Annotated in this window: 27 protein-coding genes and 1 other RNA gene; 9 read left to right on the top strand and 19 right to left on the bottom strand. The window is 56.7% G+C overall.

Translation table 11 applies throughout. From position 1 onward, the window contains the following. The first annotated feature begins 8 nt into the window (after positions 1 to 8). Positions 9 to 1,919, top strand: a complete 1,911-nt coding sequence (locus AC6I8V_RS17650) for a BglG family transcription antiterminator (RefSeq protein ID WP_497843511.1) — start codon at positions 9 to 11, stop codon at positions 1,917 to 1,919. A 70-nt stretch (positions 1,920 to 1,989) separates the two neighbouring features. Here the strand turns inward: AC6I8V_RS17650 and AC6I8V_RS17645 are convergent, their stop codons facing one another. After that, positions 1,990 to 2,889: a LysR family transcriptional regulator gene (locus tag AC6I8V_RS17645; protein ID WP_497843510.1), complete on the bottom strand. Its 900-nt coding sequence runs from the start codon at positions 2,887 to 2,889 to the stop codon at positions 1,990 to 1,992. Positions 2,890 to 3,018: 129 nt separating this feature from the next. Between AC6I8V_RS17645 and AC6I8V_RS17640 the strand changes: the two genes are divergently transcribed. Then, positions 3,019 to 3,720: a pirin family protein gene (locus AC6I8V_RS17640; protein ID WP_497843509.1), complete on the top strand. Its 702-nt coding sequence runs from the start codon at positions 3,019 to 3,021 to the stop codon at positions 3,718 to 3,720. Positions 3,721 to 3,750: 30 nt separating this feature from the next. On the opposite strand, the gene dolP is transcribed toward AC6I8V_RS17640, so the two are convergent. From dolP to AC6I8V_RS17620, 4 genes are read right to left on the bottom strand one after another with little or no spacing between them, the layout of a single operon-like run. Continuing rightward, entirely contained in the window at positions 3,751 to 4,323 is a 573-nt protein-coding gene (dolP, locus tag AC6I8V_RS17635; protein WP_497843508.1) for a division/outer membrane stress-associated lipid-binding lipoprotein, read from the bottom strand. Between the two features lie 14 nt (positions 4,324 to 4,337). Continuing rightward, positions 4,338 to 4,925, bottom strand: a complete 588-nt coding sequence (diaA, locus tag AC6I8V_RS17630; RefSeq protein WP_497843507.1) for a DnaA initiator-associating protein DiaA — start codon at positions 4,923 to 4,925, stop codon at positions 4,338 to 4,340. Between the two features lie 14 nt (positions 4,926 to 4,939). Continuing rightward, on the bottom strand, positions 4,940 to 5,335 hold the full coding sequence (locus tag AC6I8V_RS17625) for a YraN family protein (RefSeq protein WP_497843506.1): 396 nt from the start codon (positions 5,333 to 5,335) through the stop codon (positions 4,940 to 4,942). Further along, positions 5,293 to 7,362: a penicillin-binding protein activator gene (locus AC6I8V_RS17620; protein ID WP_497843505.1), complete on the bottom strand. Its 2,070-nt coding sequence runs from the start codon at positions 7,360 to 7,362 to the stop codon at positions 5,293 to 5,295. Before AC6I8V_RS17620 ends, AC6I8V_RS17625 begins: the two co-directional genes overlap by 43 nt. Before the next feature lie 62 nt (positions 7,363 to 7,424). Between AC6I8V_RS17620 and rsmI the strand changes: the two genes are divergently transcribed. From rsmI to AC6I8V_RS17600, 4 genes are all read left to right on the top strand, one after another. Continuing rightward, the gene (rsmI, locus tag AC6I8V_RS17615; RefSeq protein WP_497843504.1) at positions 7,425 to 8,288 is read left to right on the top strand and encodes a 16S rRNA (cytidine(1402)-2'-O)-methyltransferase; all 864 of its coding nucleotides are present in this window, start codon (positions 7,425 to 7,427) and stop codon (positions 8,286 to 8,288) included. Positions 8,289 to 8,321: 33 nt separating this feature from the next. Next, positions 8,322 to 8,700: RNase P RNA component class A (rnpB, locus tag AC6I8V_RS17610), an RNA gene on the top strand. Between the two features lie 653 nt (positions 8,701 to 9,353). Beyond that, complete coding sequence (locus AC6I8V_RS17605; RefSeq protein ID WP_497843503.1) at positions 9,354 to 10,196, top strand: HNH endonuclease; 843 nt, start codon at positions 9,354 to 9,356, stop codon at positions 10,194 to 10,196. Then, complete coding sequence (locus AC6I8V_RS17600; RefSeq protein ID WP_497843502.1) at positions 10,177 to 10,530, top strand: nucleotide pyrophosphohydrolase; 354 nt, start codon at positions 10,177 to 10,179, stop codon at positions 10,528 to 10,530. Before AC6I8V_RS17605 ends, AC6I8V_RS17600 begins: the two co-directional genes overlap by 20 nt. Before the next feature lie 568 nt (positions 10,531 to 11,098). On the opposite strand, the gene tnpC is transcribed toward AC6I8V_RS17600, so the two are convergent. The 13 genes from tnpC to AC6I8V_RS17535 all read right to left on the bottom strand — a co-directional run bounded on the left by tnpC (position 11,099) and on the right by AC6I8V_RS17535 (position 20,322). Further along, entirely contained in the window at positions 11,099 to 12,637 is a 1,539-nt protein-coding gene (tnpC, locus tag AC6I8V_RS17595) for an IS66 family transposase (RefSeq protein WP_497843501.1), read from the bottom strand. A gap of 39 nt (positions 12,638 to 12,676) precedes the next feature. After that, complete coding sequence (gene tnpB / locus AC6I8V_RS17590; protein ID WP_497843500.1) at positions 12,677 to 13,024, bottom strand: IS66 family insertion sequence element accessory protein TnpB; 348 nt, start codon at positions 13,022 to 13,024, stop codon at positions 12,677 to 12,679. Further along, entirely contained in the window at positions 13,021 to 13,416 is a 396-nt protein-coding gene (locus AC6I8V_RS17585; protein WP_497843499.1) for a transposase, read from the bottom strand. Before AC6I8V_RS17585 ends, tnpB begins: the two co-directional genes overlap by 4 nt. A 148-nt stretch (positions 13,417 to 13,564) precedes the next feature. Next, a complete protein-coding gene (locus AC6I8V_RS17580; RefSeq protein ID WP_497843498.1) occupies positions 13,565 to 14,539 on the bottom strand; it encodes a glutathione S-transferase family protein in 975 nt (324 codons plus the stop codon). Between the two features lie 77 nt (positions 14,540 to 14,616). Beyond that, complete coding sequence (locus AC6I8V_RS17575; RefSeq protein WP_497845873.1) at positions 14,617 to 15,027, bottom strand: DoxX family protein; 411 nt, start codon at positions 15,025 to 15,027, stop codon at positions 14,617 to 14,619. 207 nt (positions 15,028 to 15,234) lie between these two features. Continuing rightward, positions 15,235 to 15,519, bottom strand: coding sequence for a YqjK-like family protein (locus AC6I8V_RS17570; protein WP_497843497.1), 285 nt, complete (start codon positions 15,517 to 15,519; stop codon positions 15,235 to 15,237). Continuing rightward, the gene (locus tag AC6I8V_RS17565) at positions 15,516 to 15,914 is read right to left on the bottom strand and encodes a phage holin family protein (protein ID WP_497845872.1); all 399 of its coding nucleotides are present in this window, start codon (positions 15,912 to 15,914) and stop codon (positions 15,516 to 15,518) included. Before AC6I8V_RS17565 ends, AC6I8V_RS17570 begins: the two co-directional genes overlap by 4 nt. Before the next feature lie 2 nt (positions 15,915 to 15,916). Next, positions 15,917 to 16,222 (bottom strand): ElaB/YgaM/YqjD family protein, encoded by a 306-nt coding sequence (locus AC6I8V_RS17560; RefSeq protein ID WP_497843496.1) that lies wholly within the window; start codon positions 16,220 to 16,222, stop codon positions 15,917 to 15,919. A gap of 30 nt (positions 16,223 to 16,252) precedes the next feature. Continuing rightward, positions 16,253 to 16,624 (bottom strand): DUF1090 domain-containing protein, encoded by a 372-nt coding sequence (locus AC6I8V_RS17555; protein ID WP_497843495.1) that lies wholly within the window; start codon positions 16,622 to 16,624, stop codon positions 16,253 to 16,255. 173 nt (positions 16,625 to 16,797) lie between these two features. Next, positions 16,798 to 17,160: an EnvZ/OmpR regulon moderator MzrA gene (mzrA, locus tag AC6I8V_RS17550; RefSeq protein WP_497843494.1), complete on the bottom strand. Its 363-nt coding sequence runs from the start codon at positions 17,158 to 17,160 to the stop codon at positions 16,798 to 16,800. Further along, positions 17,160 to 17,834, bottom strand: coding sequence for a DedA family protein (locus AC6I8V_RS17545; RefSeq protein ID WP_497843493.1), 675 nt, complete (start codon positions 17,832 to 17,834; stop codon positions 17,160 to 17,162). The genes mzrA and AC6I8V_RS17545 overlap by 1 nt, the downstream gene beginning before the upstream one ends. A gap of 321 nt (positions 17,835 to 18,155) precedes the next feature. Beyond that, a complete protein-coding gene (exuR, locus tag AC6I8V_RS17540; protein ID WP_497843492.1) occupies positions 18,156 to 18,929 on the bottom strand; it encodes a transcriptional regulator ExuR in 774 nt (257 codons plus the stop codon). Between the two features lie 91 nt (positions 18,930 to 19,020). Continuing rightward, complete coding sequence (locus AC6I8V_RS17535) at positions 19,021 to 20,322, bottom strand: MFS transporter (RefSeq protein ID WP_497843491.1); 1,302 nt, start codon at positions 20,320 to 20,322, stop codon at positions 19,021 to 19,023. A 396-nt stretch (positions 20,323 to 20,718) separates the two neighbouring features. Between AC6I8V_RS17535 and uxaC the strand changes: the two genes are divergently transcribed. The 3 genes from uxaC to AC6I8V_RS17520 are packed head-to-tail and all read left to right on the top strand — an operon-like array spanning position 20,719 to position 25,080. After that, complete coding sequence (gene uxaC / locus AC6I8V_RS17530; protein ID WP_497843490.1) at positions 20,719 to 22,134, top strand: glucuronate isomerase; 1,416 nt, start codon at positions 20,719 to 20,721, stop codon at positions 22,132 to 22,134. Between the two features lie 2 nt (positions 22,135 to 22,136). Beyond that, positions 22,137 to 23,585: a tagaturonate reductase gene (locus tag AC6I8V_RS17525; protein WP_497845871.1), complete on the top strand. Its 1,449-nt coding sequence runs from the start codon at positions 22,137 to 22,139 to the stop codon at positions 23,583 to 23,585. A gap of 4 nt (positions 23,586 to 23,589) precedes the next feature. Next, on the top strand, positions 23,590 to 25,080 hold the full coding sequence (locus tag AC6I8V_RS17520) for a UxaA family hydrolase (protein WP_497843489.1): 1,491 nt from the start codon (positions 23,590 to 23,592) through the stop codon (positions 25,078 to 25,080). Positions 25,081 to 25,207: 127 nt separating this feature from the next. Here the strand turns inward: AC6I8V_RS17520 and sstT are convergent, their stop codons facing one another. After that, complete coding sequence (gene sstT, locus AC6I8V_RS17515; RefSeq protein WP_497843488.1) at positions 25,208 to 26,440, bottom strand: serine/threonine transporter SstT; 1,233 nt, start codon at positions 26,438 to 26,440, stop codon at positions 25,208 to 25,210. Between the last annotated feature and the right edge of the window lie 210 nt (positions 26,441 to 26,650).

Genomic DNA, 26,650 nt, shown 5'->3' with positions numbered 1-26,650 from the left:
GAAGCCCCGTGAGATTTCCTAACCAGCGTCTGGCCCAACTTTTCGCTGCGCTGCAAAACGAAACGCTGCCGCAGGATGAACTGGCGCGTCGTTTTTCCGTGTCTACCCGTACGGTACGCACTGACATCACAGCGCTGAACGCGCTGCTGGAGCAGCATGGCGCGCAGTTTGTGCTGGCGCGTGGCGCGGGTTATCAGCTGAGGGTCGATGACGCACTGCGCTTCGGGCAGTTGCAGGCGCAGACCGCCGCGCCGCTGCGCGTGCCGCGTACCTCGCAGGATCGCGTGCGTTATCTGCTGAGCCGCTTTCTTACCTCGGCCTATTCGCTCAAGCTGGAAGATCTGTCGGAAGAGTGGTTTGTCAGCCGCGCGACTCTGCAAAGCGATATGGCCGAAGTGCGGGAGTGGCTGGGGCGCTATCACCTGAATATCGAGACCAAACCGCGTTACGGCATGAAGCTGTTCGGCAGCGAAGCGGCGATCCGTACCTGCCTGACCGATTTGCTGTGGCAGATCGACCAGGAGACGCCGGACAGCCCGCTGCTGACGGTGGAAGCGCTGCACAGCGGGATGCTGGAGCAGCTGCAACCGCTGATCCAGCAGTGCTTCACCCATCACGCCATTCGCCTTAGCGACGAGGGCGAGCGCTATCTGCAAATCTATTGCGCCGTGGCGGTGCGGCGAATCGGCGAAGGGTTTCCCCTCAACGATCCCGGTGCGGAAGATGTGGGGGACGAGGTGCGCGAAGCGGCGCACCAGCTGGTGCAGCTGATGCGTCCGCTGGTGGGCATACCGATTTCGCAGGCCGAAGAGAACTGGTTACGCGTTAATATCGCCGCGCGTCAGATTCAGGCGCTGGCGCCCAGCACCATTAACGCCGACGATGCCGATGCGCTGGTCGATTACCTGCTGAATTACATCAACACGCATTACAACTACCGGCTGCAACAGGATGAACAGCTGCGTGCCGATCTGCTCACCCATATCAAAACCATGATCACCCGGGTGCGCTATCAGATTCATATCCCCAACCCGTTGCTCAGTAACATCAAGCAGCATTACCCGATGGCTTATGACGTCACGCTGGCGGCGGTGACCAGCTGGGGAAAATACACGCCCTATACCATCAGCGAGAACGAAATTGGCTTTCTGGTGCTGCATATTGGCGTCGGGCTGGAGCGTCATTACAACGTGGGCTATCAGCGTCATCCGCAGGTGCTGCTGGTGTGCGACAGCGGTAACTCTACGCTGCGTATGATTGAAGCGATGCTGCTGCGTAAATACCCGCAGTTGCAGGTCACGGCGCGCCTGTCGCAGCGTGATTACGAAGCCTGTGACGCGCTCGACGAAGATTTTGTTATCTCCACCGCGCGGCTTAGCGAGAAGAACAAGCCGGTGGTGGTGATGTCGCCATTCCCTACCGAATTTCAGCTGGAGCAGCTCGGCAAGCTGGTGCTGGTGGATCGCACCCGGCCTTATATGCTGGAAAAATACTTCGATGCGCAGCATTTTCTGGTGGTGGATACGCCGATGACGCAATCGGCGCTGTTCAGCCTGCTGTGCGATCAGCTGCAACGCGAAGGTTTTGTTGACGGTGATTTTTGTCCGTCGGTGGAGGAGCGGGAAGCCATTGTCAGCACCATGCTCGGCGAGGGGATTGCGCTGCCGCACTCGCTGGGGCTGCTGGCGAAGAAAACCGTGGTCTATACCGTGCTGGCCCCGCAGGGAATTAGCTGGGGCGATGAAACCGCCTCGGTGATTTTCCTGCTGGCGATCAGCAAAAGCGAATATGAAGAGGCGATGGCGATTTACGATCTGTTCGTCACCTTCCTGCGCGAGCGGGCGATGACGCGCCTGCGCGACTGCGGCGATTTCGCCAGTTTTAAGGCGGTGGCGATGGATTGTCTGAGCCGGTTGTGAGGGGGCGGTTTGTTGCTCTCATCGCGGCCTTCTCCCGCCAGCGGGCGAGGGTGAGGGCAACAGCGCGCACTTACCCTTTTTTCGCCAGCAACCGCGGGATTTCGCGCAGGCACCAGGCTTTGGCTTCGCCCATGCTGTCACGACGCCAGGCCATGATGATATCCACTTCGCGGGTATATTCCGCGCTCACCACGCGTAAACGTCCTTCGGCAATATCCTGCTCCACCAGCGAATAAGGCATGGTGGCGACACCAAGCCCGGCCACCAGCGCTTTGCGTTTGTCTTCCATGCTGCTTACCGTCAGGCGCTGCTGTTTATCCAGCAGCTGCACCGTCAGCACCGGGCGTTCGCGCGCGGTATCGGCCACGGCAATGCCGCGATACTTCACGCGCGTCACTTCAGACTGCGGCTCAGCTTCCTGATGAATCGGGTGATCCGGACTGGCGACATACACGCTCATCATGCTGTACAGCTTGCGGGTGTTGATTTCGGTGGAGGCGCGGAAATGCATATCCGGCGCAATCACGATATCGGCGCGCCCCTGCTCCAGCCGCTCCCAGGCTCCGGCCAGCACTTCAGTCACCAGGGCAATCTGCGTATTGGCTTTGTCCGCCAGTTTGGTGACCAGCGGGAACAGATGTTCGGTTGGCACCAGCGCCTCGGTGACGATGGTGAGATGGGTTTCCCAGCCGCGCGCCAGCGCTTCGGCATCGGTGGTGAGTTTATCGGCGGCTTCCAGCAGCACGCGGCCGCGTTCCAGCAGCATACGTCCCACGTTGGTGAACTTAGTGCGGTGGCCGGAGCGGTCAAACAGCACCACATCCAGCTCCTCTTCCAGCTTCTGCATGGTGTAACTCAGGGCGGAAGGGACACGTCCCAGTTCGTCGGCCGCTGCGGCAAAGCTGCCGCGTCGGTCAATAGCATCCATCACACGTAAAGCTTCAAGGGTTAACGCGCGCTCTTTTGCCATGCCGATTCTCTGTCAGGAAATTTGAACATGCCGGGCAGATTAACTGGCTAACAATCCGGCGTCCAGACTTTTACCATAATCCTATAAAGTCTGCGGTCGCATCATCCCGCAGAACGTCGGAGGTAAATCATGATGACTACTCGCTGCGCGTCCGCATGTGGCCAGGCCGATTTCGGTTGGTTGCAGGCGCGTTATAGCTTCTCGTTTGGCCACTATTTTGACCCGAAACTGATGGGGTACGCCTCGCTGCGCGTGCTCAATCAGGAAGTGCTGGCGCCCGGTGCCGCCTTCCAGCCACGTACGTATCCGCAGGTTGATGTGCTGAACCTGGTGCTACAGGGGGAAGCGGAGTACCGCGACAGCGACGGCAACCATATCACCGCGCGTGAAGGCGAGGCGCTGCTGCTGTCGGCGCGCCAGGGCGTCAGCTATAGCGAAATCAACCTCAGCAAGGATCGCCCGCTGACGCGTATGCAGCTGTGGCTGGCGGCGTGTCCGGAACGCGAGAACCCGCTGTTGCAGAAAATGACGCTGCCGTCGCAGACGTCGTTCCTGCTGGCCTCGCCCGACGGCGCCGAAGGCAGCCTGCAACTGCGTCAGCAGGTGTGGATTCATCAGGTGACGCTGGCGCCGGGTGAGCAGCACAGCGTGAAACTGCACGGACCACGCGCCTATCTGCAATCCATCCACGGATCGCTGGATGTGCGGGCCAGCAGCGATCATCAGGAAAAACTGAGCTGTGGTGACGGCGCGTTTCTGGCGGAAGAACAGCAGATTACCTTGCAGGCCAAAACGCCGCTGCGTGCGCTGGTGATTGATATTCCGGTGTGAAAAAAGGGCGGCGGGTGCCGCCCTGAAGGGTTATTTCAGAATGGTAAAGGCGGTGGTGACGTGCTTCACGCCGCTCACCCGGCTGGCGATATCCGCCGCTGCCGAGGCTTCCTGTTGTGTCACCAGACCCAGCAGGAACACTTCGCCGTTTTCAGTGGTCACTTTCACGTTCGACGATTTCACCTGGTCGCTGCTCAGCAGCTGTGAGCGGATTTTGGTGGTGATCCAGGTGTCGGAAGAGGACGTTCCCAGGCTGACCTTCTGACCGGTGCGGATTTCGTTGTAAACCTCAGTGGCACCGTCAACGCCCATGGCGATCTGTTTCGCCCGGTTCGCCAGATCTGCCGACGGTGACTGACCGGTCAGCAGCACTTTGCCCTGATAGGCGGTGACCACTACACGGGCCTGGTTTTTGATTTGCTCATCTTTTGCCAGCGCGTTAGTGACGCGCAGCTCCAGCGTACCGTCATCCACCTGGGTGCCCACGGTGCGGGGATCGGTGGCGGTTTTGGTCGCGACAGCAGCACCGCCAGCGACGACGGCGACACAGCCCTGCAACATCATGGCGGTTAAAAGAATGGCGACAGCGTTCAATGCTTTCATCTTAGCTCCTTCAGTCATTCCTGGTGGGGGAACAAGGTGTTATCGATCAAATCGCACAGGCAGTTCAGCGTAAGCATATGCATCTCCTGAATGCGCGCACTGCGATGTGATGGAATGCGAATTTCCACATCGTGTGGGCCGAGTAAACCGGCCAGCTCACCGCCGTCGTAGCCGGTAAGCGCCACGATGGTCATATCGCGTGTAACCGCAGCTTCAACCGCTTTCACAATGTCGCGGGTGTTGCCACGGGTGGAAATGGCCAGCAGAACATCACCGGCCTGACCAAGCGCTCGCACCTGCTTGGCGTATATTTCATCGTGCAACCGATCGTTGCTGATCGCGGTCAACATCACGTTGTCAGCGCTCAGAGCCAGCGCAGGCAGGCTGGGGCGTTCGGTCTCAAACCGGTTAATCATGCTGGCGGCAAAATGCTGCGCATTGGCGGCTGAGGCGCCGTTACCGCAGCTAAGAATTTTGTTACCGCTCAGCAGCGACTGCACCAGCGTCATGGCCGCGCGGGAAATGGCATCCGGCAGCGCCTCGGCGGCAGCGATTTGAGTCTGAATACTTTCGGTAAAACACGCTTTAATTCTGTCCTGCACAAGACCACCTGGTTCTACATATCGGCATGAAAGGCATCGGGCAGCCACTCCAGCGCCTGTCCGGTAATGGCAATGATGTCAAAACGGCAATTCACCGTATCAAAACTGCCGCCGCGCGCCAGTAACCACCATGCTGCTGCACGCAGTAGCTTTTGTTGTTTCTGACGCGTCACACTGGCGGCGGCGCCGCCAAAACGCGCATCGCGCCGATAGCGTACTTCAACAAACACCCAGCAATCGCCATCCTGCATGATGAGGTCAATCTCACCGTTGCGACAGCGGACATTGCTGGCAATCCACCGCAGCCCGGCGCGCTCAAGATAGCGGCGCGCCTGCTGCTCCTGCTCAGCGCCAATGCGCTGGCGATTTACTGTACCGGAACGATCTGTCCCTGACGATACTGGTTCCATGCCAACTTCCTGTTGATCACGCAATCCGGTGTGGCGCTCAGCTTACCGGTGTTGCCATCAATGGCGAAGCCCGGCACCTGACGCATCTGGTTAAAGTGGTTCGCCAGCGTCCAGGCATCAATGCCCATGGCGTACAGGCGGACCAGCGAATAATCATTGTTAAACGATTTTGCCGCTTGCTGCATCAGCGCCGGATTAGCGCCGGACAGCAGCGGAATGTCGCTGAACTGCAACCCATCCATCTCCAGACGGAAGTCCGGGCCGGCACCGGCCTGGAAGCTGCGCGAGCTGGCATACAGCGAGATATTGCTGCGGCTGCTGGTGCGCATCGCAATCATCGGCTTGATCAGTTGCAGCTCATCCTGGCTGGCGACGATATACACCGAATCAAGGCTGCCACCGCTGGCATCGGCTGCCGGGGCGCTGGTCTGCGGTGCCGGAATGGTCAATCCGGCAATCGACACGCCCTGCGGCTGGGCCGGTTCCACAGTCAGCGGCGTGCCGCTTAAGTTAATGCCCGCGCCGCTGTTGATACCCTGCTTCAGCTCGCCCACGGAACCGAAGCGCTGTTGCAGCACGGTAGCGCCGCCCAGCGTCTGCCACTCCTGCGCAAAGGCTTTGCCGACGCGGTCGCCGTAGCTGTTACGTGGCAGCAGCAGCAGTGGCTGGCGTTTGCCCTGGTCCCACAGATGGTGCGCGGCATCACGCGCTTCGTCTTCAGGAGAAAGCGCAAAATAACAAATATTCGGACGGTTCTGGATCTGTTCCGGCTCGTTGAGCGCCAGCACATTCAGCGCCGTCTGGCTGTTGGCCACCGTTTCTACGTCACTCTTCAGCAGCGGACCGACCACAATGGTGGCGCCATCCTGCTGCGCCTGCTGCATCACCTGCTGAATGGGCTGGCTGCTGGTGTCGTAAACTTTAACCTGCGCGTTGCTGTCACCGGCGGTTGCTGTCGGCGCTGGAGCCGGAGCAGCGGCTGGCTGCTGTGGTTGTGCGCTTTGGTCTGGCGTGACGGCGGCGGCGGCCGGGCTAACCACGGCGTTCGCGTTGGCATCCGGGGTGGCCGGTTGCTGCTGCGCAGAAGGCTGCGCTTGCTGAGCGACGGCATCGCCACTGGCAGGCGCGGCCGTTGTTGGCTGCGGTGCGGCCGGGGCGGTTAATACGCCGTTTTTCGCATCGTTGAAGCCTTTCTGAATCGCATTGGCGAAGATCTGCGCCTGACCATTCAGCGGCAGCAACAGCGCGATCGTGCTGGTGGAGGCTTTACTGAAGTTCTGCACCTGGCTCAGTGCCGTCGGCAGCGTTTTCGCGCCGGGGTTGAGCGGATAGCGCGTCTGCCAGTCTTTGATCGCCGCTTTCAGCATCTCTGGATCCTGGCTGTTGGTGTGCCAGGTATTCAGCAGGTCGAGCCAGCCCTGTAGGGTGTTTTCATCCGCATTGATCACCAGGCTGTTCAGCTGGTCTTTGGTCATCTGCGTCAGCGCCTGCCAGGTGGCGTCGATATTGCTCTGGTGATCGGCACCCTGCAACAGCGGCTCCTGCGCGATATAGGCGCGAAGCAGCGCCAGAGAAGGACGATTCTGCGCGGCGGCGATTTGCAGGCCGTAGTAGCGAGCCTGCTGATCCTGCGACATGCCATCGGTTTTCAGCTGGCTCAGCAGTTGCTGGGCGCCATTGAAATCCTGCTGACCAATCTGCATCTGCGCACGCAGCAATTGCAGCTCCTGCTGCTGCACATTCGACAGCTGCTGCGGCAATTGGTTGATCTGGTCGTTGGCCTGTGGATACTTTCCTTCCTTCAACAGGGCACGGATGGCAAGTAATTGCCAGTCGGTCTTGCTATCATCGCTGCTTTGCTGCACCTGTTGCAGATAATAGTCAGACCGGCCAGTAGCAGGGCCTTGAATATTGACGTTGGAGGTTTGCTGCGGTCCATGACCACTACAGGCGGCTAAAATCAGTCCAGCAAGAAGAACAGGTACCAAGCGTCCTGCTTTATGACGTACGACTTTTGAAGGAAGCATACTGTATCCAGTGATGTTTTTTTCAAGATGCTCAATATTAAATCGGCAATTCGGATGAAACAATGAAACAACTCGATCGGGCAGAGATTTCTGCCAGCACGCTCTATATCGTTCCTACCCCGATCGGTAACCTGGGTGATATTACGCAGCGAGCGTTAACGGTGCTTTCGAGCGTCGATCTGGTCGCAGCGGAAGATACACGTCATACCGGGCTGTTGCTACAACATTTCGCCATCAATGCGCGACTGTTCGCACTTCACGACCACAACGAGCAGCAGAAAGCCGAGGTGCTGCTGGCTAAATTGCAGGAGGGCCAGAGCATCGCGCTGGTCTCCGATGCGGGTACGCCGTTAATCAACGATCCCGGTTACCATCTGGTGCGTCGTTGCCGTGAAGCTGGGGTCCGCGTGGTGCCGTTGCCGGGCGCCTGCGCGGCGATTACAGCATTAAGCGCAGCGGGATTACCGTCAGATCGTTTCTGTTACGAAGGGTTTCTGCCCGCCAAAACGAAAGCGCGCTGCGATGCGCTGCGCGCCGTAGCGCAGGAGCCACGCACCCTGATCTTCTACGAATCCACCCATCGCTTACTCGACAGTTTGCAGGATATGGTGACGGAGCTGGGCGCGGATCGTTACGTGGTGCTGGCGCGTGAAATAACCAAGACCTGGGAATCGCTGCATGGCGCACCGGTGGCGGAGCTGCTGGCGTGGGTGCAGGAGGATGAGAACCGTCGCAAAGGTGAGATGGTGCTGGTGGTTGAAGGTCATAAGGCCGATGAAGAGGCGCTGCCTGCGGATGCCCTGCGCACCCTGGCGCTGCTCCAGCAGGAGCTGCCGTTGAAGAAAGCCGCGGCGCTGACGGCGGAAATCCACGGTGTGAAGAAAAACGCGCTGTATCGCTACGCACTCGATCAGCAAGAGGCGTGACAAACGACGGCGGATCGCCTATTATCCCGCGCCGAAGCTGACCAGACAGTCGCCGCTTTGTCGTCGTCCCTTTTCGGAGGGAGACGGGCAGAGGGGAGGAAAGTCCGGGCTCCATAGGGCAGGGTGCCAGGTAACGCCTGGGGGGCGCAAGCCTACGACCAGTGCAACAGAGAGCAAACCGCCGATGGCCCAGTAATGGGATCAGGTAAGGGTGAAAGGGTGCGGTAAGAGCGCACCGCGCGGCTGGCAACAGTTCGTGGCACGGTAAACTCCACCCGGAGCAAGGCCAAATAGGGGTTCACAAGGTACGGCCCGTACTGAACCCGGGTAGGCTGCTTGAGCCAGTGAGCGATTGCTGGCCTAGATGAATGACTGTCCACGACAGAACCCGGCTTATCGGTCAGTTTCGACTTCTTTAAAAACAATACGTTGGTGTATCTCAGGTGCTCAGAAGCAAAATGGGATACAGAATGGGATACACCAACGGTTGTTACATTCCCCAAAAACTCCGCCGAAACGACATTTACTATGTCTATTTTCGCCTGTCTGATCGCCAGTTTTTCCGCTGCTCTTTAGGGACTGATAGTCCTCGCCGTTGTCGGGCAATGATTGCTCGTCTCGCGCCTCACATCTCAATGCTCAGGCTTGAAAGGATGACGCGACAACAATTTGCGGAAATCATAAGAACGATGAAATGCTTACCATCCAATGCCTGACCGGGTTCGACTCCGCCGGGCACTATCACGCATAAGAAAAATTTCTGAGGGCTATACATGAAGATATCTATCAACCTTTGGCACGCCCTATTAACCCGATTTTATCGCCAATCGTATGAGGAGGAGCAACCTCAGCGCTAACTGTGGGGTGAACTCTCAACCAGCTTACCATTAGAAGATGCTCATACCTTAATGAACTCGAATCAATGTTCTTAACCTGACCACCACAGTGATGGCGGCCGTGCGAAGAATGAATGCTCAGCTAATGATTTTAAGTGTATTAATAATCACTGTAATTATATGATAGGAAAACATCATGATATCATAGGGCTACAACGTGATTTGGGCAGTGTACATATCCGATAAACCACATTCGAAGATTAATTTCCCAATTGGTATGAATCAGGGAGTCTGGGGAGTAAAGGAGTCAAAGAAGGAAACTGTTCGGAGCATAAAAACAGGTGATCTGGTTGCCTTTGTTTACTCCATCTCTTGGTTAAAAGCTGAAGGAGCACCACCTCCGGGCTTCTCACGGGTAGGAAAAGAGCAACTGCATAATTTTCGGGGGTTGGTACAGAAGATCATAATTGGACAGGTTACAAAGGGTTTTTATAACTCCTCGACTGAAGTATGGCCTGATGATGATTATCCATACCGCTTCGACTTCGAAATTGTGCAGGATTATGGTGAGGACATCTTTTTTGGTACTGAATTCTTCAATGAAGCGTTCGTTGAAGCAGTGCGTTATTCCGCCTGTACACAGGGTTCGATTACCAGGGCCAATTCGATAGAGCTGCTGACAGATATTACCTGTAATGTAGATGAACAAACTGATGAAGAATCATCTTTAGAAGCATCTGGGTATGAAGGTAAGCCTATCATGAGATTGCATCAGTCCCGGGAACGAGATCCAAAAATTGTTAAGCAGAAGAAAGAGCAAGTGCTTAATGAAACCGGCAAACTTGAGTGTGAAATTTGCTCAATGGATTTCGAGGGAGTATACGGTAAATTAGGTCGTGGTTTTGCTGAGTGTCATCACAAAAACCCTCTTAGTCTCCGAGAAAAAAACGAACAAACTGCTCTTTGTGATCTTGCGATTGTCTGTGCAAATTGCCACCGTATGCTGCATAGAAGACGCCCATGGTTAACACTCGATGATCTGAAGGGCATTTATGAAAAGCAAAAGCCTTGAAGATTTACAGAAAAGACTAACTGACTTTGCCCAGGTTAGAAACTGGGATAAATTCCATTCGCCAAAGAATCTTTCGATAGCATTGTCTGTTGAAACTGGAGAGTTAAACGAAATTTTCCAATGGCTTACTGAGGATGAGAGTAAGAATCTTAACCCCAAACAGTCGACGCAGGCCGAACAAGAAGTGGCTGACGTTTTGTTGTACCTTCTCCAGTTATCGAACAAATTAGACATCAATATCCTTGAAGCCGCTTATAAAAAACTCGAAATCAACGATAAGAAATATCCAGTAGAAGCCTGCTTTGGTTCAGCGAAGAAGTATAATGAGCTTTAGCTAAGACTCGCATCAACAGCAGAAAGGCAGGGTGGTAGTGATCCTGATAAATATATTTTCAAATAATTTAAATGGATTGTATTCCTACCATCCAATTAGTTTTATTGTATTCTACGAGATACAGTTCAATAAGGCTTGTAAGATTTTCCTCGCCTACTCCGCTGGGCAGTCCATTTTTTTGTTTAACTGTACGAGATTATTAATCGAGAAAAACGATCAATTAAATATAAATAATCGGTTAAAAAAATTAAAAAGAGGTGGCTGATATCACTGAACTAATGGGTTGTAGCGAGGTAGCAGTTGCAGTGGTTTGTCTCTATGCGGCACCAAATGAGATACATGATTAACATCAGCGTCTTGGATGCCAGATGTATTGGGATTCTTTCCTGACTTACCGGCCAGCTTGGACTTTTTACGCAAAAAACCCGCTTCGGCGGGTTTTTTGTTTTATGTGCGTTGTTGCCCTCATCACGGCCTTCTCCCGCAAGTGGGAGAAGGAGATGTGTAGTTGATGATTTTTGCACGGTAAGCGTACAGCGAGAACCGTATTGACAGGATGACCCGGAGATTATGCCCCGGGCAGGGTGACGCGCCACGGCAGTAACTCACCAACGCGGTTGACCGGCCAGTCGGCTATCACCGACAGCACATGGCGAAGATAACATTCAGGATCGATGCCGTTTAACCGGCAGCTTCCGATTAACCCGTACAACTGCGCGCCACGATCGCCGCCGTGGTCTGACCCGAAGAACAGGTAATTTTTCCGCCCCAGGCTCACCGTCCGTAGCGCGTTTTCCGCGATATTGTTGTCAGCCTCCGACCAGCCGTCGCTCGCGTAGTATTTCAGCGCATCCCACTGATTGAGCGCGTAAGCGAACGCCTTCGACAGTTCCGAGTGTCGTGACAGCGTTTTCTGCTTCTCCCGCAGCCATCCTTCCAGCGCAGTCAGCAGCGGCACCGTTTTTTCCTGCCGCACGGCCAGACGCTCCGATGCGCTTTTGCCCCGGATACCGGCTTCAACAGCGTACAGTTCCCCGATACGGCGCAGCGCTTCAGTCGTGGTGTCAGATGGCGTCCGGACGTGAACGTCGTGGATTTTACGCCGCGCGTGCGCCCAGCACGCCGCTTCCTTTATATGGCCTTCGCGATACAGCTCGTTGAACCCGGCGTACGCGTCCGCCTGCAGCACACCGCTGAACCCCGCAAGGTGCGACTGCGGGTGCATCCTTTTGCGGTCCGGCGAGTACGCGAACCACACCGCCGGCGCCATCGCCGAGCCTGCGTTGCGGTCATCACGCACGTAGGTCCACAGCCGGCCCGTTTTCGTTTTGCCATTGCCCGGCAGCAGCACCGGGACCGGCGTATCATCGGCGTGCAGCTTGCCGTCCGTCAGCACGTAGCGCTGCAGGGCTTCATCCAGCGGTGACAGCAGCTGGCAGCACGCGTCTACCCAGCCGGACAGCAGCGAACGGCTGAGCGTTACGCCCTGACGCTCGTATATCTCCGACTGCCGGTTCAGCGGCGTGTGCTCCGCATACTTTGACGTCAGCACCCGCGCCAGCAGACCCGGCCCGGCGATGCCGCGCTCGATGGGGCGCGACGGCGCGGGTGCCTGCACGATGCGGTCGCATTTTTTACAGGCGTGTTTTTCCCGCACCGTGCGGATAACACGGAACGCGCTGCGCATCAGCTCCAGCTGCTCTGCAACGTCTTCGCCCAGGTACGACAGCACGCCGCCGCAGTCCGGACAGCAGGATCCCGGCGGAGTGAGACGTTTTTCATCGCGCGGCAGGGATTCAGGGAACGGTTTGCGCGTGCGGGTCTGCCGCAACGGTCGTGGCACCGGCGGGTCGTCCACGCGACCGGTGCGCTCGTCGCTGTCTTTCTGCATGGCGGTGAGCCGGGCTTCTATCTGCGCGATGCGCTTCGCCACCTTTTCAGAGCGGCTGCCAAAGTTCATGCGGCGCAGCTTATCCAGTTGCGCCTGCAGGTAGTCAACTTCGCGCTCGCGCTCATCCAGCCTTGCCTGCAGGAGGCGGTTCAGCGCCTCCTGTTCAGCCAGGCGCTGTTTGAGAAGGGCGATGTCGTCGGGAAGAGATTTGTTCATGGCGGGCATGCTACCAGGTTGCCCGCGAGGTGACCAGGATTACAGCAGCGTGAGGGGCGACAGCAGGCGCTTTGGCTGCCGCCAGTCGATGCCTTCCAGCAGCATGGCCAGTTGAGCGGGTGTGAGGAACACTTTGCCGTCGCGGGCCGACGGCCAGGCGAAGCGACCACGCTCCAGCCTTTTGGTCAGCAGGCACAGACCGTCACCGGTGGACCAGAGCAGTTTGACCTGGCTCCCTCTGCGCCCACGGAAGATAAAGACGTGACCGGACATCGGGTCATCTCTGAGGGTGGTCTGGATCTTTGCGCCCAGGCCGTTAAAGCCGTTGCGCATGTCGGTGATGCCCGCAACCAGCCAGATTTTTGTGCCGGATGGCAGGTTTATCACGGACGTCCTCCGCGCATGATGGCCGCCAGCATCGCGCTGAGTTGCTCCGGAGTGGGGTTATGGAGCGATATTTCCCCGCCCGGGAGCCGGATAATGCAGTCTGCGGTGGTGTCAGGCAGCGGTATCTGAGCGGGTAAAGGATGCACTATCTGAACCGGTACCAGCGCGGGCAATGCTGGCGTTTTTATTTTACGCCCCCGGGGCTTAGCGACGCGGCCCTCATTTTTCCAGAGGCGCATCCATTTAAAGAGGAGGTTGTCGTTAACATTATGCTGTCGCGCCAGGGCGGCAACGCTGCCGTTTTCCTCAAGGGTTTTAAGCGCCATGTGAACCAGCCGCAGCTTAAATTCGGGCGTGTAGCGCTGGCGTGTCAGAGATTTAGAATCAGTCATCAGGTGTCCACCTAACCGGAATAAGTGGACGCTTAAATTACAGGGAGAGGCGAAATTAACCAGACGGTGCTGGCTGCACGCTTACTTTGCACGGTCAGTTCCCTCTCCCGCTTATGGGAGAGGGTGAGGGTGTCAGCGTGCTCGCAACTTAACCCCGCCCGTGCGGCTCATCCCAGTCAAACGCTGGCCCCAGCGAAATCACGCCGCTCGGGTTAATCGTCTTATGGCTGCAATAATAATGATGACGAATATGCGGCAGATTCACGGTGTCGGCGATGCCTGGCATCTGGTAGATATCGCGCAGAAAACCACTCAGATTGCGATAATCGCTAATACGATGACGATCGCATTTGAAGTGGGTGACATACACCGGATCAAACCGCACCAGCGTGGTCCACAGCCGCAAATCGGCTTCGGTTAACTGGTCGCCGGTAAGATAACGATGCTGACCGAGAATCTGCTCCAGACGCGCCAGAGAGTGGAATAACGCCGTAACCGATTCATCGTAAGCCGCTTGCGACGTGGCGAAGCCAGATTTGTACACGCCGTTGTTCACCGTGTCGTAAATCCAGCCGTTCAGCTCATCAATCTTTCCACGCAGGGCTTCAGGATAGTAATCGCCGGCGCGCGCGCCCTGGGCATCAAAAGCGCTGTTCAGCATACGGATGATATCGGCGGACTCGTTGCTGACGATGGTGTGCTGATGTTTATCCCACAGTACCGGCACGGTGACACGTCCGCTGTAGTGCGGATCGGCGTGCAGATAGAGTTGATACAGATACTCGTTCTGGTAAAGCGAATCGCCGGTGGCGTCGGGGAAATCGTCGTCGAAGGTCCAGCCGTTTTCCAGCATCAGCGGATGCACCACCGAGACGGAAATCATCTGCTGTAGCCCCTTCAGCTCGCGCATCAGCAGGGTACGATGCGCCCACGGACAGGCGAGAGAAACGTATAAATGATAGCGGTCGCGCTCGGCGGCAAAACCGGCTTTACCGTCAGGTCCAGCGCTGCCATCGGCGGTCACCCAATTGCGCCACACCGCTTCGGAGCGTTTGAAGCGGCCACCGGTTGACTTCGTATCGTACCAGGTGTCATGCCAGACACCGTCAATCAGTTGTCCCATAAGCCCTCCATAAAAAAATGGGGCGAGGAAAATCCTCGCCCCTTTTCAGTATATGCTGCGGTAAGCCACTTGTGTGCTTAGCGTGCGGTCGCCGGCTGGAAACGCTGACGAAGCAGACGGTCGATGCTGTAAGCACCCGGACCAACCAGACCCAGCACCAGGAAGCCACCGGAGATTGACAGGTTCTTCATAAACATCAGCTGGTTAACGCCTTCCGCGAAGTTGCTGTGGAACAGGAACGCGGTCAGGATGGTGAAGCCAGCTGTGAACAGCGCGGTGAAACGGGTCAGGAAACCAAACAGAATCGCCAGACCGCCGCCCAGTTCGAGCAGGATAACCAGTGGCAGCAGGAAGCCCGGCACGCCCATCGATTGCATGTACTGCGCGGTGCCTGCATAACCGGTGAGTTTGCCCCAGCCCGCAGTGATAAACAGAATGGTCATCAGAACGCGTGCCAGCAACAGGCCAGAATCTTCGAATTTTTTCATCATCTACTCCAACAGGTTTTTTGTTGCAGGTCATTGGCCTGCAGGGAACTAATCCCGCTGAACCGCGTGTGACAATTCATTGGGCTGATAGCTGGAGATGATAGTCGCGAGATGAAATGGTTGTAAGCGAGATAATCTGTCGATGTTATTCAGGAATTCTGATGAAGGAAAAACCGGACCTGAAAAAAGGTCCGGTTGCAGAACGGGTTAGCGCGGCGGCATCGCTGATTTGATCATGCGCCAGGTGCTCCACAGGCCAAAACCGCGTTTTGCCCAGCGCAGCATCCGATTCGGACTGCGAATTGACCAGATGGCCAGCGCACTGCTGCCAATCGCCAGATAGCGTCGCAGACTAAGGAAGGTGAGCCAGCCACGATCGTAGTGCGCGGTGCCTTGCAACCAGTCACGACGTGCCGCACTCAGATCCAGCCGTTGCTGCTGCACCTGATTTAGCAGTTCGTGAATGCGTGCTTCGCGCTCACGGCGACTCATGAATGGTGATCCTCCAGCAGTTTGCGATCGGTATCCAGCTCTTTACGCGTGTGGCGCAGTAAGGTGGACTGGCGTGATTTACGCAGCGTCCATACGCCAAAAATCAACGCCAGCAGGAACAGGACGGCCGTGGTAATGGCAATCGCCATCAGCCGGTATTGCGCATCTACCGCCCAGATAATCAGCACCATCAGGCTCATTAAACCAAAAGCGGTAAACAGCATGGTCAGGCCCACCATCAACAGCATCTGAATCAGGTTGGCTTTTTCCTCCTCCAGTTCCACCACTGCCAGCCGGACGCGCGTCTCAACCATACCGACCAGCGTGGTAACAATACGTTGACCTATGTTGATGACCCCGTGGCCTGGGCCGTGGCTTTGCTGACTGTCACTCATCATTAACGCCGTGAGATCAGAATGCCGATGATCACACCCACTGCCGCGCCAATCCCGACACCGTGCCACGGATTTTCGCGCACATAATCATCGGCCTTATGGGCTGCTTCGCGGGTTGATTGCGCCAGGCGTTCGCCAGAATCGCCCAGACGTTCGCGTGAATTGTCCAGCGCCACACGCGCTTTCTGGCGCAGTTTGTCCAGCTCGGTTTTCGATTTTTCGGTAGAGCTGCTCAGCACCTCTTCCAGGGTATCCGCCAGGTTTTTCAGTTCCGCACGCAAATGTTCTGATGTTGTGTCTTTAGACATGAAAACTTCCTTCTTAATCGTTAAGTCCAGTTAATAGGGTTCAGCTTCGAGCTGCTTCAGCTCATGCTGTGCCTCTTCCAGCTTACGTTCGCGTTTTGCAATCTTCTCTTTGTCACCGTCCTGACGCTCCTCTTTCAGCTCATGCTCACGCTCGGCAACCTTGTGCTTCTGTGCCTCGATGCGTTCGCGGTGGGCGGCTTTCAGTTTCTCATCGGTACAGCTGGCGCGGACTTCGGTCAGCGCGCGTTCCAGCCCGGTAACGCGGCGCTGGTTATCATGTTGCCTGGCCATACCGATTTCGCGCTGAATATCCTGCTCCTTTTGCTGGCACAGTGACTCTGCTGCCAGTAAGGAGCCGGAGAGGGAGAAAAGAACAGCACCCAGGAGTAATTGACGTTTCATCAGGTTAATACCTTCCTTTGTGGATGACCTGCCGCAAACCGGGCAGGAGAGGCATCCCAGCTTGTCTTGTGCTCACGCTACCTTTAAGAATAGACAGCGGATGAAAAAATTCAAAGAAGACGAGGGGATAGCGAGGATAAGCGGTTGCCTGACAGGCCGTCAGGCAACGTGACTTAACTGTAAGTTGGATGGTCAGCGTCCGGGCTTTGCTGGGATGCCTGATGACCGGCGGCAACCACAAAGCCCTGTGGCAGCAGGCGGCGCAGCACTTTCTGTGCCGCCAGGCTTTGTTCTTCGTTCTCGAAGTGAATCACCAGCGCATCGCCCGATGGCGTGATGCTTTTGATACGCACACCCTGTGCGGAAAGTTGCTGATAAAGGGTGAAACCATCCGGCAGCGGCATACCGCTGTGGGCGACGCGAATCTTCACTACGGTTTCATGACGCAACAGCGTAGGAGCGAGGCTGATGGCCAGCAGCACCAGCGCTCCGCCTAACAGCCACGGCAGCAGGCGGCGGGGAATCAGGTTTTTCATTACTGTGATTTCCCGTTCTGACCAGACTGGCGCTTGCGCCATAGCACCACCAGCGAGCCGACTAAGCCTACCACCAGCAGCACCAGCGGCAGCAGCATCAGACAGAACATCAGTTCATCTTCGTAACGACGGAAAATCGGGGTTTTACCGAGCGCGAAGCCCAGCACAGTCAGAATCACCACCCACAGCAGTCCGCTTATCCAGTTAAAAAACTGAAAACGCGCGTTGCTGAGGCCGGACAGCCCGGCAATGGTGGGCAGCAGGGTACGTACAAACGCAATAAAGCGACCAATCAACAGGGCGGAGAGGCCGTGGCGATGGAACAGGCTATGCGCGCGCTGATGATATTGCGCGGGCAGATGTGAGAGCCATTTTTGTACCGTGGGCGTATTTCCCAGCCAGCGGCCCTGAATGTAGCTCACCCAGCATCCGAGGCTGGCGCCGGAAGTCAGCACCAGAATCGTCAGCGGAAAGTTCATGGTGCCTTTCGCGATCAGTACGCCAACCAGAATCAGCAAACTGTCGCCAGGCAGGAAAGCCGCGGGCAGCAGACCGTTCTCAAGGAATAAAATCATGAACAGCACGCCATAAATGGCCCACACCAGCGTCGGATCGGAGAGTGTTTCATAGTCTTGCTGCCATAAGGCATGCAGCAATGCCTGCAGAATATCCATTAATCGTTCCTGAACATCATTGTTAAACTAGCCCGTAGGGTTGGAGCGCAAGCTGGCGGTTGAGTTATGCGTTTTAGGAGCACAGCTGGGCCGGGTTTTCCGGATCCATCCAGAATTGATCGTTAAATCAGCGACTTTTTAAACCCCTGTCGCAAAGGGTAAGAAAAGGGCGATAACTGTAACAAAAATCATAGATTTGAGACAGTGGAAAGTACCCGCAGCAGAGGAGTTTTACCTTTTGACGCAGCTGGTCAAAAGGAGCTTTACATGAGCTGACACTATTGCAGATTAACTGACTTTCTCGCCTGGAAATGCAGCGAATTAACGAGAATTGTCAGTACCTTCCGGCAGGATAACCGGGTTCTCAGCAAACATGTAACGATCGACATTGAATTCAAAATCGTCTGCGGTGGCGTTAAATAGCATCTGCTTAGTATTTTCCAGATGCTGCCACATCGCCAGTTTACTGGCGGCGGGATCTTTGCGGATGAGGGCTTTGAGGATCTGATCGTGATCGTCGCACCAGCTAAGGATATTGCGCTGATCAATATGTTCGTGCAGTTTCAGCCAGTAGGGATTGTGCAGGCGATGCAGCCACATCTTCTCCACAATGGCGGCTAAAGCGCTGTTTTGCGTAGACTGGGCAATCCGCACATGGAACTGCATATCCCATTCGGAGTCGCGGAAATGGTCTTCCTGGCGCGCTTTTTCCTGAATCGCCATCAGCGCCATAATGTCCTGACGCGTCACCTGGGTGGCGGCAAACTCCGCCACATTGCTCTCAATCAGCTGGCGTGCCTGCAACAGTTCAAACGGGCCGAAGCTGGCGAATTCCAGCTGACTGGAGGTGACGATGCGGTTTTGCTGCTGGCTGGCTACCACATGAATGCCGGACCCTTTGCGCACTTCCACGTAGCCTTCCACTTCCAGCATGATGATCGCTTCGCGCACCACAGTGCGACTCACCTGCATCTCCTCGGCGATTAAACGCTCGGCAGGCAGTTTATCGCCCACCGGGTATTCACCGGCTTCGATACGGCCTTTCAGCTCGCTGGCCAGTTGTTGATAAAGGCGACGGGATTCGGTCAGTTCCATGGCGCGGTTCCGCTGTGCTACAAAAAGTAGAGTTGTTATACCACTTCAGCCGGGCGGAAGAAATGGGCTGGCGCACACCAGCCCGAAGAGATTAGCTGCGGATGGCTGCTGCCTGCACCGGGGCGGCGCTGTCCATTTCGGACACGGGTTTGTTTTTCAGTACTGTCCAGATCACCACCGCGCCGATCAGGTCAAACACCGCCAGCGCCGCGAACAGCGGGCTAAAGCCGAGGGTATCCGCCAGCGCACCCACTACCAGCGCAAACAGGGTGCTGGCTGTCCAGGCGGCCATGCCGGTCAGGCCGTTGGCGGTGGCGACTTCATTACGACCAAACACGTCCGACGACAGGGTAATCAGCGCACCAGACAATGCCTGATGGGCAAAGCCGCCGATGCACAGCAGACCAATCGCCACATACGGGCTGGTAAACAGGCCGATGGTGCCAGGACCAATCATCAGCACCGCGCCCATGGTCACCACCAGTTTGCGCGAGACGATCAGATTGACGCCAAACCAGCGCTGGAACAGCATCGGCAGATAACCACCAATGATGCAGCCGAAATCAGCGAACAGCATTGGCATCCAGGCAAACAGCGCAATCTCCTTCAGATTGAAGCCATAGACCTTAAACATAAACAGCGGGATCCAGGCATTGAAGGTGCCCCAGGCGGGTTCAGCGAGAAAGCGCGGCAGCGCAATGCCCCAGAACTGGCGGTTACGCAGAATCTGGCCGACTGACATTTTGCTGTTGTTGCCGGTCTGATGCTGCACTTCCTGGCCTGCAATGATGTAGTGGCGTTCCTCTTCGCTCAGTTTGGTCTGCTGTTTCGGGTGTTTATAAAACACCAGCCAGCACAGCGCCCAGATCATGCTCAGCACGCCGGTGATGATAAACGCCATCTGCCAGCTATGCGCGACGATAGCCCACACCACCAGCGGCGGTGCCAGCATCCCACCAATGGACGAGCCGACGTTAAAATAACCCACTGCCACCGAACGTTCTTTGGCCGGGAACCATTCGCTGCTGGCTTTCAGTCCGGCCGGGATCATCGCCGCTTCCGCAGCACCCACCGCACCTCGTGCGAGGGCAAATCCGCCCCAGCTACCGGCCAGCGCGGTGGCGGCACAGAAGATCGCCCACATCACGGCAAACACGGCGTAGCCCACTTTGGTGCCAAGCATATCCAGCACATAACCGGCGACCGGCTGCATCACGGTGTAGCACGCGGAATAGGCCGCGACGATATATGAGTACTGCTGAGTAGTGATGTGCAGCTGGATAGCCAGCGTGGGCGCTGCTACCGCAATAGTGTTACGCGTCAGGTAACCGAGCACGGTGCCCATGGTCACCAGTCCAATCATGTACCAGCGTAGCCCTTTAATCTTACGCATCTTAACCTCTTCCAGTTTGTCGTTGCGGCGCTGCCGCTGTTGTTATCTGGAGCGGGACTAACGTGATACGGCTCTCTTCACGCCCGCCGGCGCTCACCGAGCCGCCTTTATTTCCTTGCCTGAGCCATCGGTGTGGCATCAATGAGGCGAGAGGTTAACTTGTTATACAACTTTAAAAGTTGAGAGCCATCACAAAACCCCTTAAAGCTGTGTGTGATACTGTTATACAACGTAATAACAGCCATTTAGCGGCAAAGATGTGACTTTTTTGTCCATATCCACACTAAAAAGCTGTCATTAATGTGAGATGCATCGCAAAGAATTTTGCCGTTTGGTGAAATTGGTATGATAACTTTGAGTCATTAGCCCACTGGCTACAAAAATGAGGAAGCAGGTATGCCGCGTTTTATGAGTGAGGATTTTTTACTGGAGAGCGAGTTTGCGCGTCGTCTCTATCATGACTACGCCAAAGACCAACCGATTTTCGACTATCACTGCCACCTGCCGCCGCAGCAGATTGCCGAAAATTATCGCTTTACCAACCTCTATGACATCTGGCTGAAAGGCGATCACTACAAGTGGCGAGCGATGCGCGCGAACGGCGTGCCGGAAGCCCTGTGCACCGGCAACGCCAGCGACCGTGAAAAATTTAACGCCTGGGCGCGCACCGTGCCGCACACCATTGGTAACCCGCTGTATCACTGGACGCACCTTGAACTGCGCCGCCCATTTGGCATCAGCGATGTATTGCTGTCGGAGCAGACCGCAGATCGCATCTGGGACAGCTGCAACGAACTACTGGCCCAGGACGCCTTTACCGCGCGCGGCATCATGCAGCAGATGAAGGTGAAAATGGTCGGCACCACCGACGATCCGCTCGACGATTTGCAGCATCACCGCGCGCTGGCGCAGGATGGCAGCTTCAACGTCAAAGTGCTGCCGAGCTGGCGCCCCGACAAAGCGTTCAATATTGAACTCGACACCTTCCTGCCGTGGATTCAGCGGCTGGAGCAGGTGGCCGATGTCAGCGTTCAGCGCTTTGACGATCTGCGCCGCGCGCTGAGCAACCGCCTCGACCACTTTGCTGCCCACGGTTGTAAGATTTCTGACCATGCGCTGGATGTGGTGGTCTACGCCGAAGCCGATGACGCCACGCTCGACGGCATTCTGGCGCGTCGTTTACAGGGCGGCGCACCGTCCAGCGAAGAGATCGCGCAGTTCAAAACGGCGGTGCTGGTATGGCTGGGCACTGAATACGCCCGCCGCGGCTGGGCGCAGCAATATCACATTGGTGCGCTGCGCAACGCTAACCGTCACCATTTTGAGCTGCTCGGCCCGGATACCGGTTTCGACTCCATCAACGACGCGCCGCTGGCGATCCCGCTGGCCCGTCTGCTGGATGCGCAGAACCGTCAGAACGCGCTGCCGAAAACCATTCTTTACTGCCTCAACCCGCGCGACAACGAAGTGCTGGCAACCATGGCCGGTAATTTTCAGGGCGAAGGAGAGCCAGGCAAAATGCAGTTTGGTTCGGCGTGGTGGTTCAACGATCAGCTGGATGGTATGCAGCGTCAGATGACTCAGCTGGCGCAGATTGGCCTGCTCAGCCGCTTTGTCGGCATGTTGACCGACAGCCGCAGCTTCCTCTCTTACACCCGTCACGAATATTTCCGCCGCCTGCTGTGCCAGATGATCGGCAACTGGGTGGAACGCGGTGAAGCCCCGGCGGACGAGGCGTTGCTGGGCCAGATGGTTGAAAATATCTGCTTCAACAATGCGCGTGATTACTTCGGCATTGAGTTAGGAGCCTGATGATGCAGCGGCTTAACCGTCACGATTTTCCCGGCGCCCGCTATACCGAGCGGGTGATTCAGTTCGGCGAAGGCAATTTTCTGCGTGCCTTTATCGACTGGCAGCTCGACTGGCTGAATGAACATCAGGGCACCGATGCGGGTGTGGTGGTGGTGCGGCCGCGCAACAGGGAAGTAAAAGATTCGCTGAATCAGCAGGATGGATTGTATACCACGCTGATTCGCGGACTGAACACGGCGGGGGAGCAGGTCAGTGAAACCCGCCTGATCCGCAGTCTTAACCGGGAAATTCAGCCGTACCAGCAGTTTGACGCCTTCCTCGCGCTGGCGCACGCGCCGCAGATGCGTTTTGTCTTCTCCAATACCACCGAAGCGGGCATTGCCTTCGTCGAACAGGATCGCCTTGAGGATGCGCCTGCGTCCTCCTTCCCCGGCAAGCTGACGCAGCTGTTGTGGGCGCGTTTCCGCCACTTTGCCGGCGCGGCCGATAAGGGCTGGTTAATCGTCCCCTGCGAGTTGATTGATTACAACGGCGATACGCTGCGCGAACTGGTGCTGCGCTACGCCGATCACTGGCAGCTGCCGCCGGAATTTGCGCGCTGGGTGCAGCAGCACTGCGCCTTTTACAACACGCTGGTGGATCGCATTGTCACCGGCTTCCCGGCAGATAGCGACGAGATCGCGGCCAGGCTCGGCTTCGAAGATCGCTTTCTGGTGGCGGGCGAGGTGTATTACCAGTTCGTGATTCAGGGGCCGGATGCGCTGGCGCAGGAACTGCAACTGGCGGCGCTGGCCCCGGAAGTGAAACAGGTGGCTGACATCACGCCTTATAAAGCGCAGAAGGTGGCGATCCTGAATGGCGCGCACACCGCGATGGTGCCGGTGGCGTTTCAGGCCGGACTGGAGAGCGTGGGTGAGGCGATGGACGATGCGCAGATTGCAGGCTTTGTCGAGGCCTTGTTGCGTGAAGAGGTGATCCCAACGCTCAACCTGCCGCCTGCGGAGCTGCACGCCTTTGCCGATGCGGTGCAGCGCCGCTTCCGTAATCCCTTTATTCGCCATGCGCTGCTCTCCATCGCGCTTAACGGTATGACCAAGTTCCGCACCCGTCTGCTGCCGCAGTTGTTGCAGGCGCAGCAGGCCCAGGGCAGCTGGCCGCCACGTCTGACTTTCGCCTTTGCCGCGCTGCTGGCGTTTTATCGCGGTCAGCAGGGCGATAAAAGCTGGCCGTTACAGGACGATGCGCACTGGCTGCAACGCTATGCCGGGCTATGGCCAGCGGTAATGGCCGACCAGCAATCCCCGGAACAACTGGTACACGCGGTTCTGAGCGATGCCAGCCACTGGGGCGAAGATTTAACCCAGCAACCCGGACTGGTGGCTGCGATAAGCCAACACCTGCAAAACATCATCGTTCACGGGATGCGAACGGCGCTGACACAACTGAGATAACGCTATGCAAGATGCGATAAGAATACATTCACGCGATAACGTCGCTGTGGCGTTGCGCGATTTGGCAGCCAACACCCAGGTTGTGGTAAATAATGAACCGGTGACGCTGCAACAGGCGGTCGGGCGCGGCCACAAGTTCGCCCTGTATCCGCTGGCGACCGATGCGCTGGTGATCAAGTACGGATTACCGATTGCGCACGCCACCCAGCCCATCGCCGCCGGTGAAATCATTCATTCACAGAACGCACGTACCAACCTGAGCGATCTTGATGAATATGATTACCAGCCTGATTTTATCGAGGTGCCGCCGCAGGCGGGCGATCGCGAGGTGCAGATTTATCGCCGCGCCAGCGGTGAGGTGGGGATCCGCAACGAGTTGTGGATCCTGCCTACCGTCGGCTGCGTGAACGGTATTGCGCGTCAAATCCTGCAACGTTTCCTCAAAGAGACCGATGATGCCGCCGGTATCGATGGCGTACATCTGTTCAGCCATCCGTTTGGCTGTTCGCAGCTCGGTCAGGATCACGAGAACACCCGCACCATGCTGCAAAATATGGTGCGCCACCCGAATGCCGGCGCGGTGCTGGTGATTGGCCTTGGCTGCGAGAACAATCAGGTTGATGTGTTCCGCGATACCCTCGGGGCGTTCGAAAGCGACCGCGTGCAGTTTATGGTATGCCAGCAGCAGGATGACGAAGTGGAGGCCGGGCTTGAGCGGCTGCACGCGTTGTACAACGTAATGCGCCACGATCGGCGTCAGCCCGGCAAGCTCAGCGAGCTGAAGTTTGGTCTGGAGTGCGGCGGCTCTGACGGCTTTTCCGGTATCACCGCCAACCCGATGCTCGGCTGCTTTTCCGATCAGATGATTGCCAACGGCGGCACCACGGTGCTGACTGAAGTTCCGGAGATGTTTGGTGCCGAACGCATTCTGATGAGCCGCTGCCGTGATGAAGCCACCTTCGACAAAACTGTGGCGATGATCAACGACTTCAAGCGTTACTTTATCGATCACCAGCAACCGATTTATGAGAACCCGTCGCCGGGAAACAAAGCGGGCGGCATCACCACGCTGGAGGAGAAATCCCTCGGCTGTACGCAAAAAGCCGGGCAGAGCCAGGTGGTGGATGTACTGAAATATGGTGAGCGCCTGAAAACCGCTGGCCTCAATCTGCTGAGCGCGCCGGGCAACGATGCGGTGGCAACCAGCGCGCTGGCAGGCGCGGGCTGTCATATGGTGCTGTTCACCACCGGGCGCGGTACGCCCTACGGCGGCTTTGTGCCGACGGTGAAGATTGCCACCAATACGCAGCTGGCGGAGAAGAAGCCGCACTGGATTGATTTCAACGCCGGACGGCTGATTGAAGGTATGAGCATGGAGGCGATGCTGGCGGATTTTGTCGATATGATCGTCGCGATTGCCAATGGCCAACCGGCACGCAATGAAGCCAATGATTTCCGCGAGTTAGCGATTTTTAAAAGCGGGGTAACGCTGTAAATCATCCCGTGTGGGCATCGGTCAGGAGCGCATCAATGCGCTCCCTACAATGTAGGGTCGGCATTTATGCCGACCGGATCGATGATCGCGAAGGAACGGGATGACGGCATTTATGCCGACCGGGCTATCACGCAGTACGCGTTTCACGCTCCGCTTCGGCCTGACACACCGCCGCAGTAAACAGGATATCGGTGGAGGAGTTCAGCGCGGTCTCGGCCGAGTCCTGCAACACGCCAATAATAAACCCGACTGCCACCACCTGCATTGCCAGGTCGTTGGGGATGCCAAACATATTGCAGGCCACCGGGATCAGCAGCAGCGATCCACCCGCCACGCCAGACGCACCGCAGGCGCACAGCGACGCCACCAGACTCAGCAGAATTGCCGTCGGTACATCGACAGAAATCCCCAGGGTATGCACCGCCGCCAGCGTCAGCACGGTGATGGTGATGGATGCGCCCGCCATGCTGATGGTGGCACCCAGCGGAATCGAGACCGAATAGGTGTCTTCATCCAGGCCCAGACGTTTTGCCAGCGCCATATTCACCGGAATATTGGCCGCCGAACTGCGGGTAAAGAAAGCGGTGACGCCACTTTCACGCATACAGGTAAATACCAGCGGATAGGGATTGCGGCGGATTTTGTTGAACACCAGCAGCGGATTCACCACCAGCGCCATCAGCAGCATGCAGCCGAGCAGCAGCGACAGCAGGCTGGCGTATTCCCACAGTGCATCGAAACCGGTCGAGGCGAGAATGGACGCCACCAGGCCGAAAATCCCCAGCGGCGCGCAGCGGATCACGCAGCGTACCACCCAGGTCGCGGCGTTCGAGGCATCATTAAGGAACGCTTTGCTGGTTGGACTGGCGTGGCGGAAAGCCAGTCCCAGTCCCAGCGCCCACACCAGAATGCCGATGTAGTTGGCGTTCATCAGCGCATCAATCGGGTTGGATACCATGCTCATCAGCAGGCCGTGCAACACTTCCGCGATGCCGGAAGGTGGGGTGATCTCGGTTTTGCCGACGTTCATCGACAAGGTTTGCGGGAACAGGTGACTGAAAATTACCGCCACCACGGCGGCGAAGAAGGTGCTCAGCAGATAAAGCATGATAATCGGGCGGATATTGGTTTTCTGCCCCTGCTGATGGTTGGCAATCGAGGAGATCACCAGCACCAGTACCAGCAGCGGTGCAACCGCTTTCAGGGCGCGGACGAACAGTTCACCCAACAGGCCAACAGCCAGCGCGGCATCGCGCGAGAACCAGGCCAGTGCCACACCAGCAACCAGACCCAGCATGATTTGTTTTACCAGGCTGCCGCCGAACAGCGTACCCAGTCGTCTAACGATGTTTGTTTGCATATCACGATCTTTTTTATATGGCGGTAATGAATTTGCTGCGCAGTGCCACTACGCGGCAACAGTTTAACCGGCGGAGTATAAGTAAAACATCCCGTGAAGAAAGAGATAATTCTGCCAGTGAGGGACAGGTCAGATTTTTGATCTGCTGATGATGAGAAGTGTGACAGGAGTAAGAAAGGCGAGAGGGGATTGTGGCAAAACAAAGCAGGG

This window comes from Pantoea sp. X-Soil-TKNS-1207, assembly GCF_059730485.1.
The sequence above is the reverse complement of the archived record's forward strand: the minus strand, read 5'-3'. Positions and strand labels throughout refer to the sequence as shown.

Bases quoted from the DNA above. Each gene is read 5' to 3' on its own strand.
- AC6I8V_RS17645 (WP_497843510.1), bottom strand. From the start codon at position 2,889: ATGGCAAAAGAGCGCGCGTTAACCCTTGAAGCTTTACGTGTGATGGAT.
- AC6I8V_RS17640 (WP_497843509.1), top strand. From the start codon at position 3,019: ATGATGACTACTCGCTGCGCGTCCGCATGTGGCCAGGCCGATTTCGGT.
- dolP (WP_497843508.1), bottom strand. From the start codon at position 4,323: ATGAAAGCATTGAACGCTGTCGCCATTCTTTTAACCGCCATGATGTTG.
- AC6I8V_RS17625 (WP_497843506.1), bottom strand. From the start codon at position 5,335: ATGGAACCAGTATCGTCAGGGACAGATCGTTCCGGTACAGTAAATCGC.
- AC6I8V_RS17620 (WP_497843505.1), bottom strand. From the start codon at position 7,362: ATGCTTCCTTCAAAAGTCGTACGTCATAAAGCAGGACGCTTGGTACCT.
- rsmI (WP_497843504.1), top strand. From the start codon at position 7,425: ATGAAACAACTCGATCGGGCAGAGATTTCTGCCAGCACGCTCTATATC.
- AC6I8V_RS17600 (WP_497843502.1), top strand. From the start codon at position 10,177: ATGAAAAGCAAAAGCCTTGAAGATTTACAGAAAAGACTAACTGACTTT.
- tnpC (WP_497843501.1), bottom strand. From the start codon at position 12,637: ATGAACAAATCTCTTCCCGACGACATCGCCCTTCTCAAACAGCGCCTG.
- AC6I8V_RS17585 (WP_497843499.1), bottom strand. From the start codon at position 13,416: ATGACTGATTCTAAATCTCTGACACGCCAGCGCTACACGCCCGAATTT.
- AC6I8V_RS17580 (WP_497843498.1), bottom strand. From the start codon at position 14,539: ATGGGACAACTGATTGACGGTGTCTGGCATGACACCTGGTACGATACG.
- AC6I8V_RS17575 (WP_497845873.1), bottom strand. From the start codon at position 15,027: ATGAAAAAATTCGAAGATTCTGGCCTGTTGCTGGCACGCGTTCTGATG.
- AC6I8V_RS17570 (WP_497843497.1), bottom strand. From the start codon at position 15,519: ATGAGTCGCCGTGAGCGCGAAGCACGCATTCACGAACTGCTAAATCAG.
- AC6I8V_RS17565 (WP_497845872.1), bottom strand. From the start codon at position 15,914: ATGAGTGACAGTCAGCAAAGCCACGGCCCAGGCCACGGGGTCATCAAC.
- AC6I8V_RS17560 (WP_497843496.1), bottom strand. From the start codon at position 16,222: ATGTCTAAAGACACAACATCAGAACATTTGCGTGCGGAACTGAAAAAC.
- AC6I8V_RS17555 (WP_497843495.1), bottom strand. From the start codon at position 16,624: ATGAAACGTCAATTACTCCTGGGTGCTGTTCTTTTCTCCCTCTCCGGC.
- mzrA (WP_497843494.1), bottom strand. From the start codon at position 17,160: ATGAAAAACCTGATTCCCCGCCGCCTGCTGCCGTGGCTGTTAGGCGGA.
- AC6I8V_RS17545 (WP_497843493.1), bottom strand. From the start codon at position 17,834: ATGGATATTCTGCAGGCATTGCTGCATGCCTTATGGCAGCAAGACTAT.
- exuR (WP_497843492.1), bottom strand. From the start codon at position 18,929: ATGGAACTGACCGAATCCCGTCGCCTTTATCAACAACTGGCCAGCGAG.
- AC6I8V_RS17535 (WP_497843491.1), bottom strand. From the start codon at position 20,322: ATGCGTAAGATTAAAGGGCTACGCTGGTACATGATTGGACTGGTGACC.
- uxaC (WP_497843490.1), top strand. From the start codon at position 20,719: ATGCCGCGTTTTATGAGTGAGGATTTTTTACTGGAGAGCGAGTTTGCG.
- AC6I8V_RS17525 (WP_497845871.1), top strand. From the start codon at position 22,137: ATGCAGCGGCTTAACCGTCACGATTTTCCCGGCGCCCGCTATACCGAG.
- AC6I8V_RS17520 (WP_497843489.1), top strand. From the start codon at position 23,590: ATGCAAGATGCGATAAGAATACATTCACGCGATAACGTCGCTGTGGCG.
- sstT (WP_497843488.1), bottom strand. From the start codon at position 26,440: ATGCAAACAAACATCGTTAGACGACTGGGTACGCTGTTCGGCGGCAGC.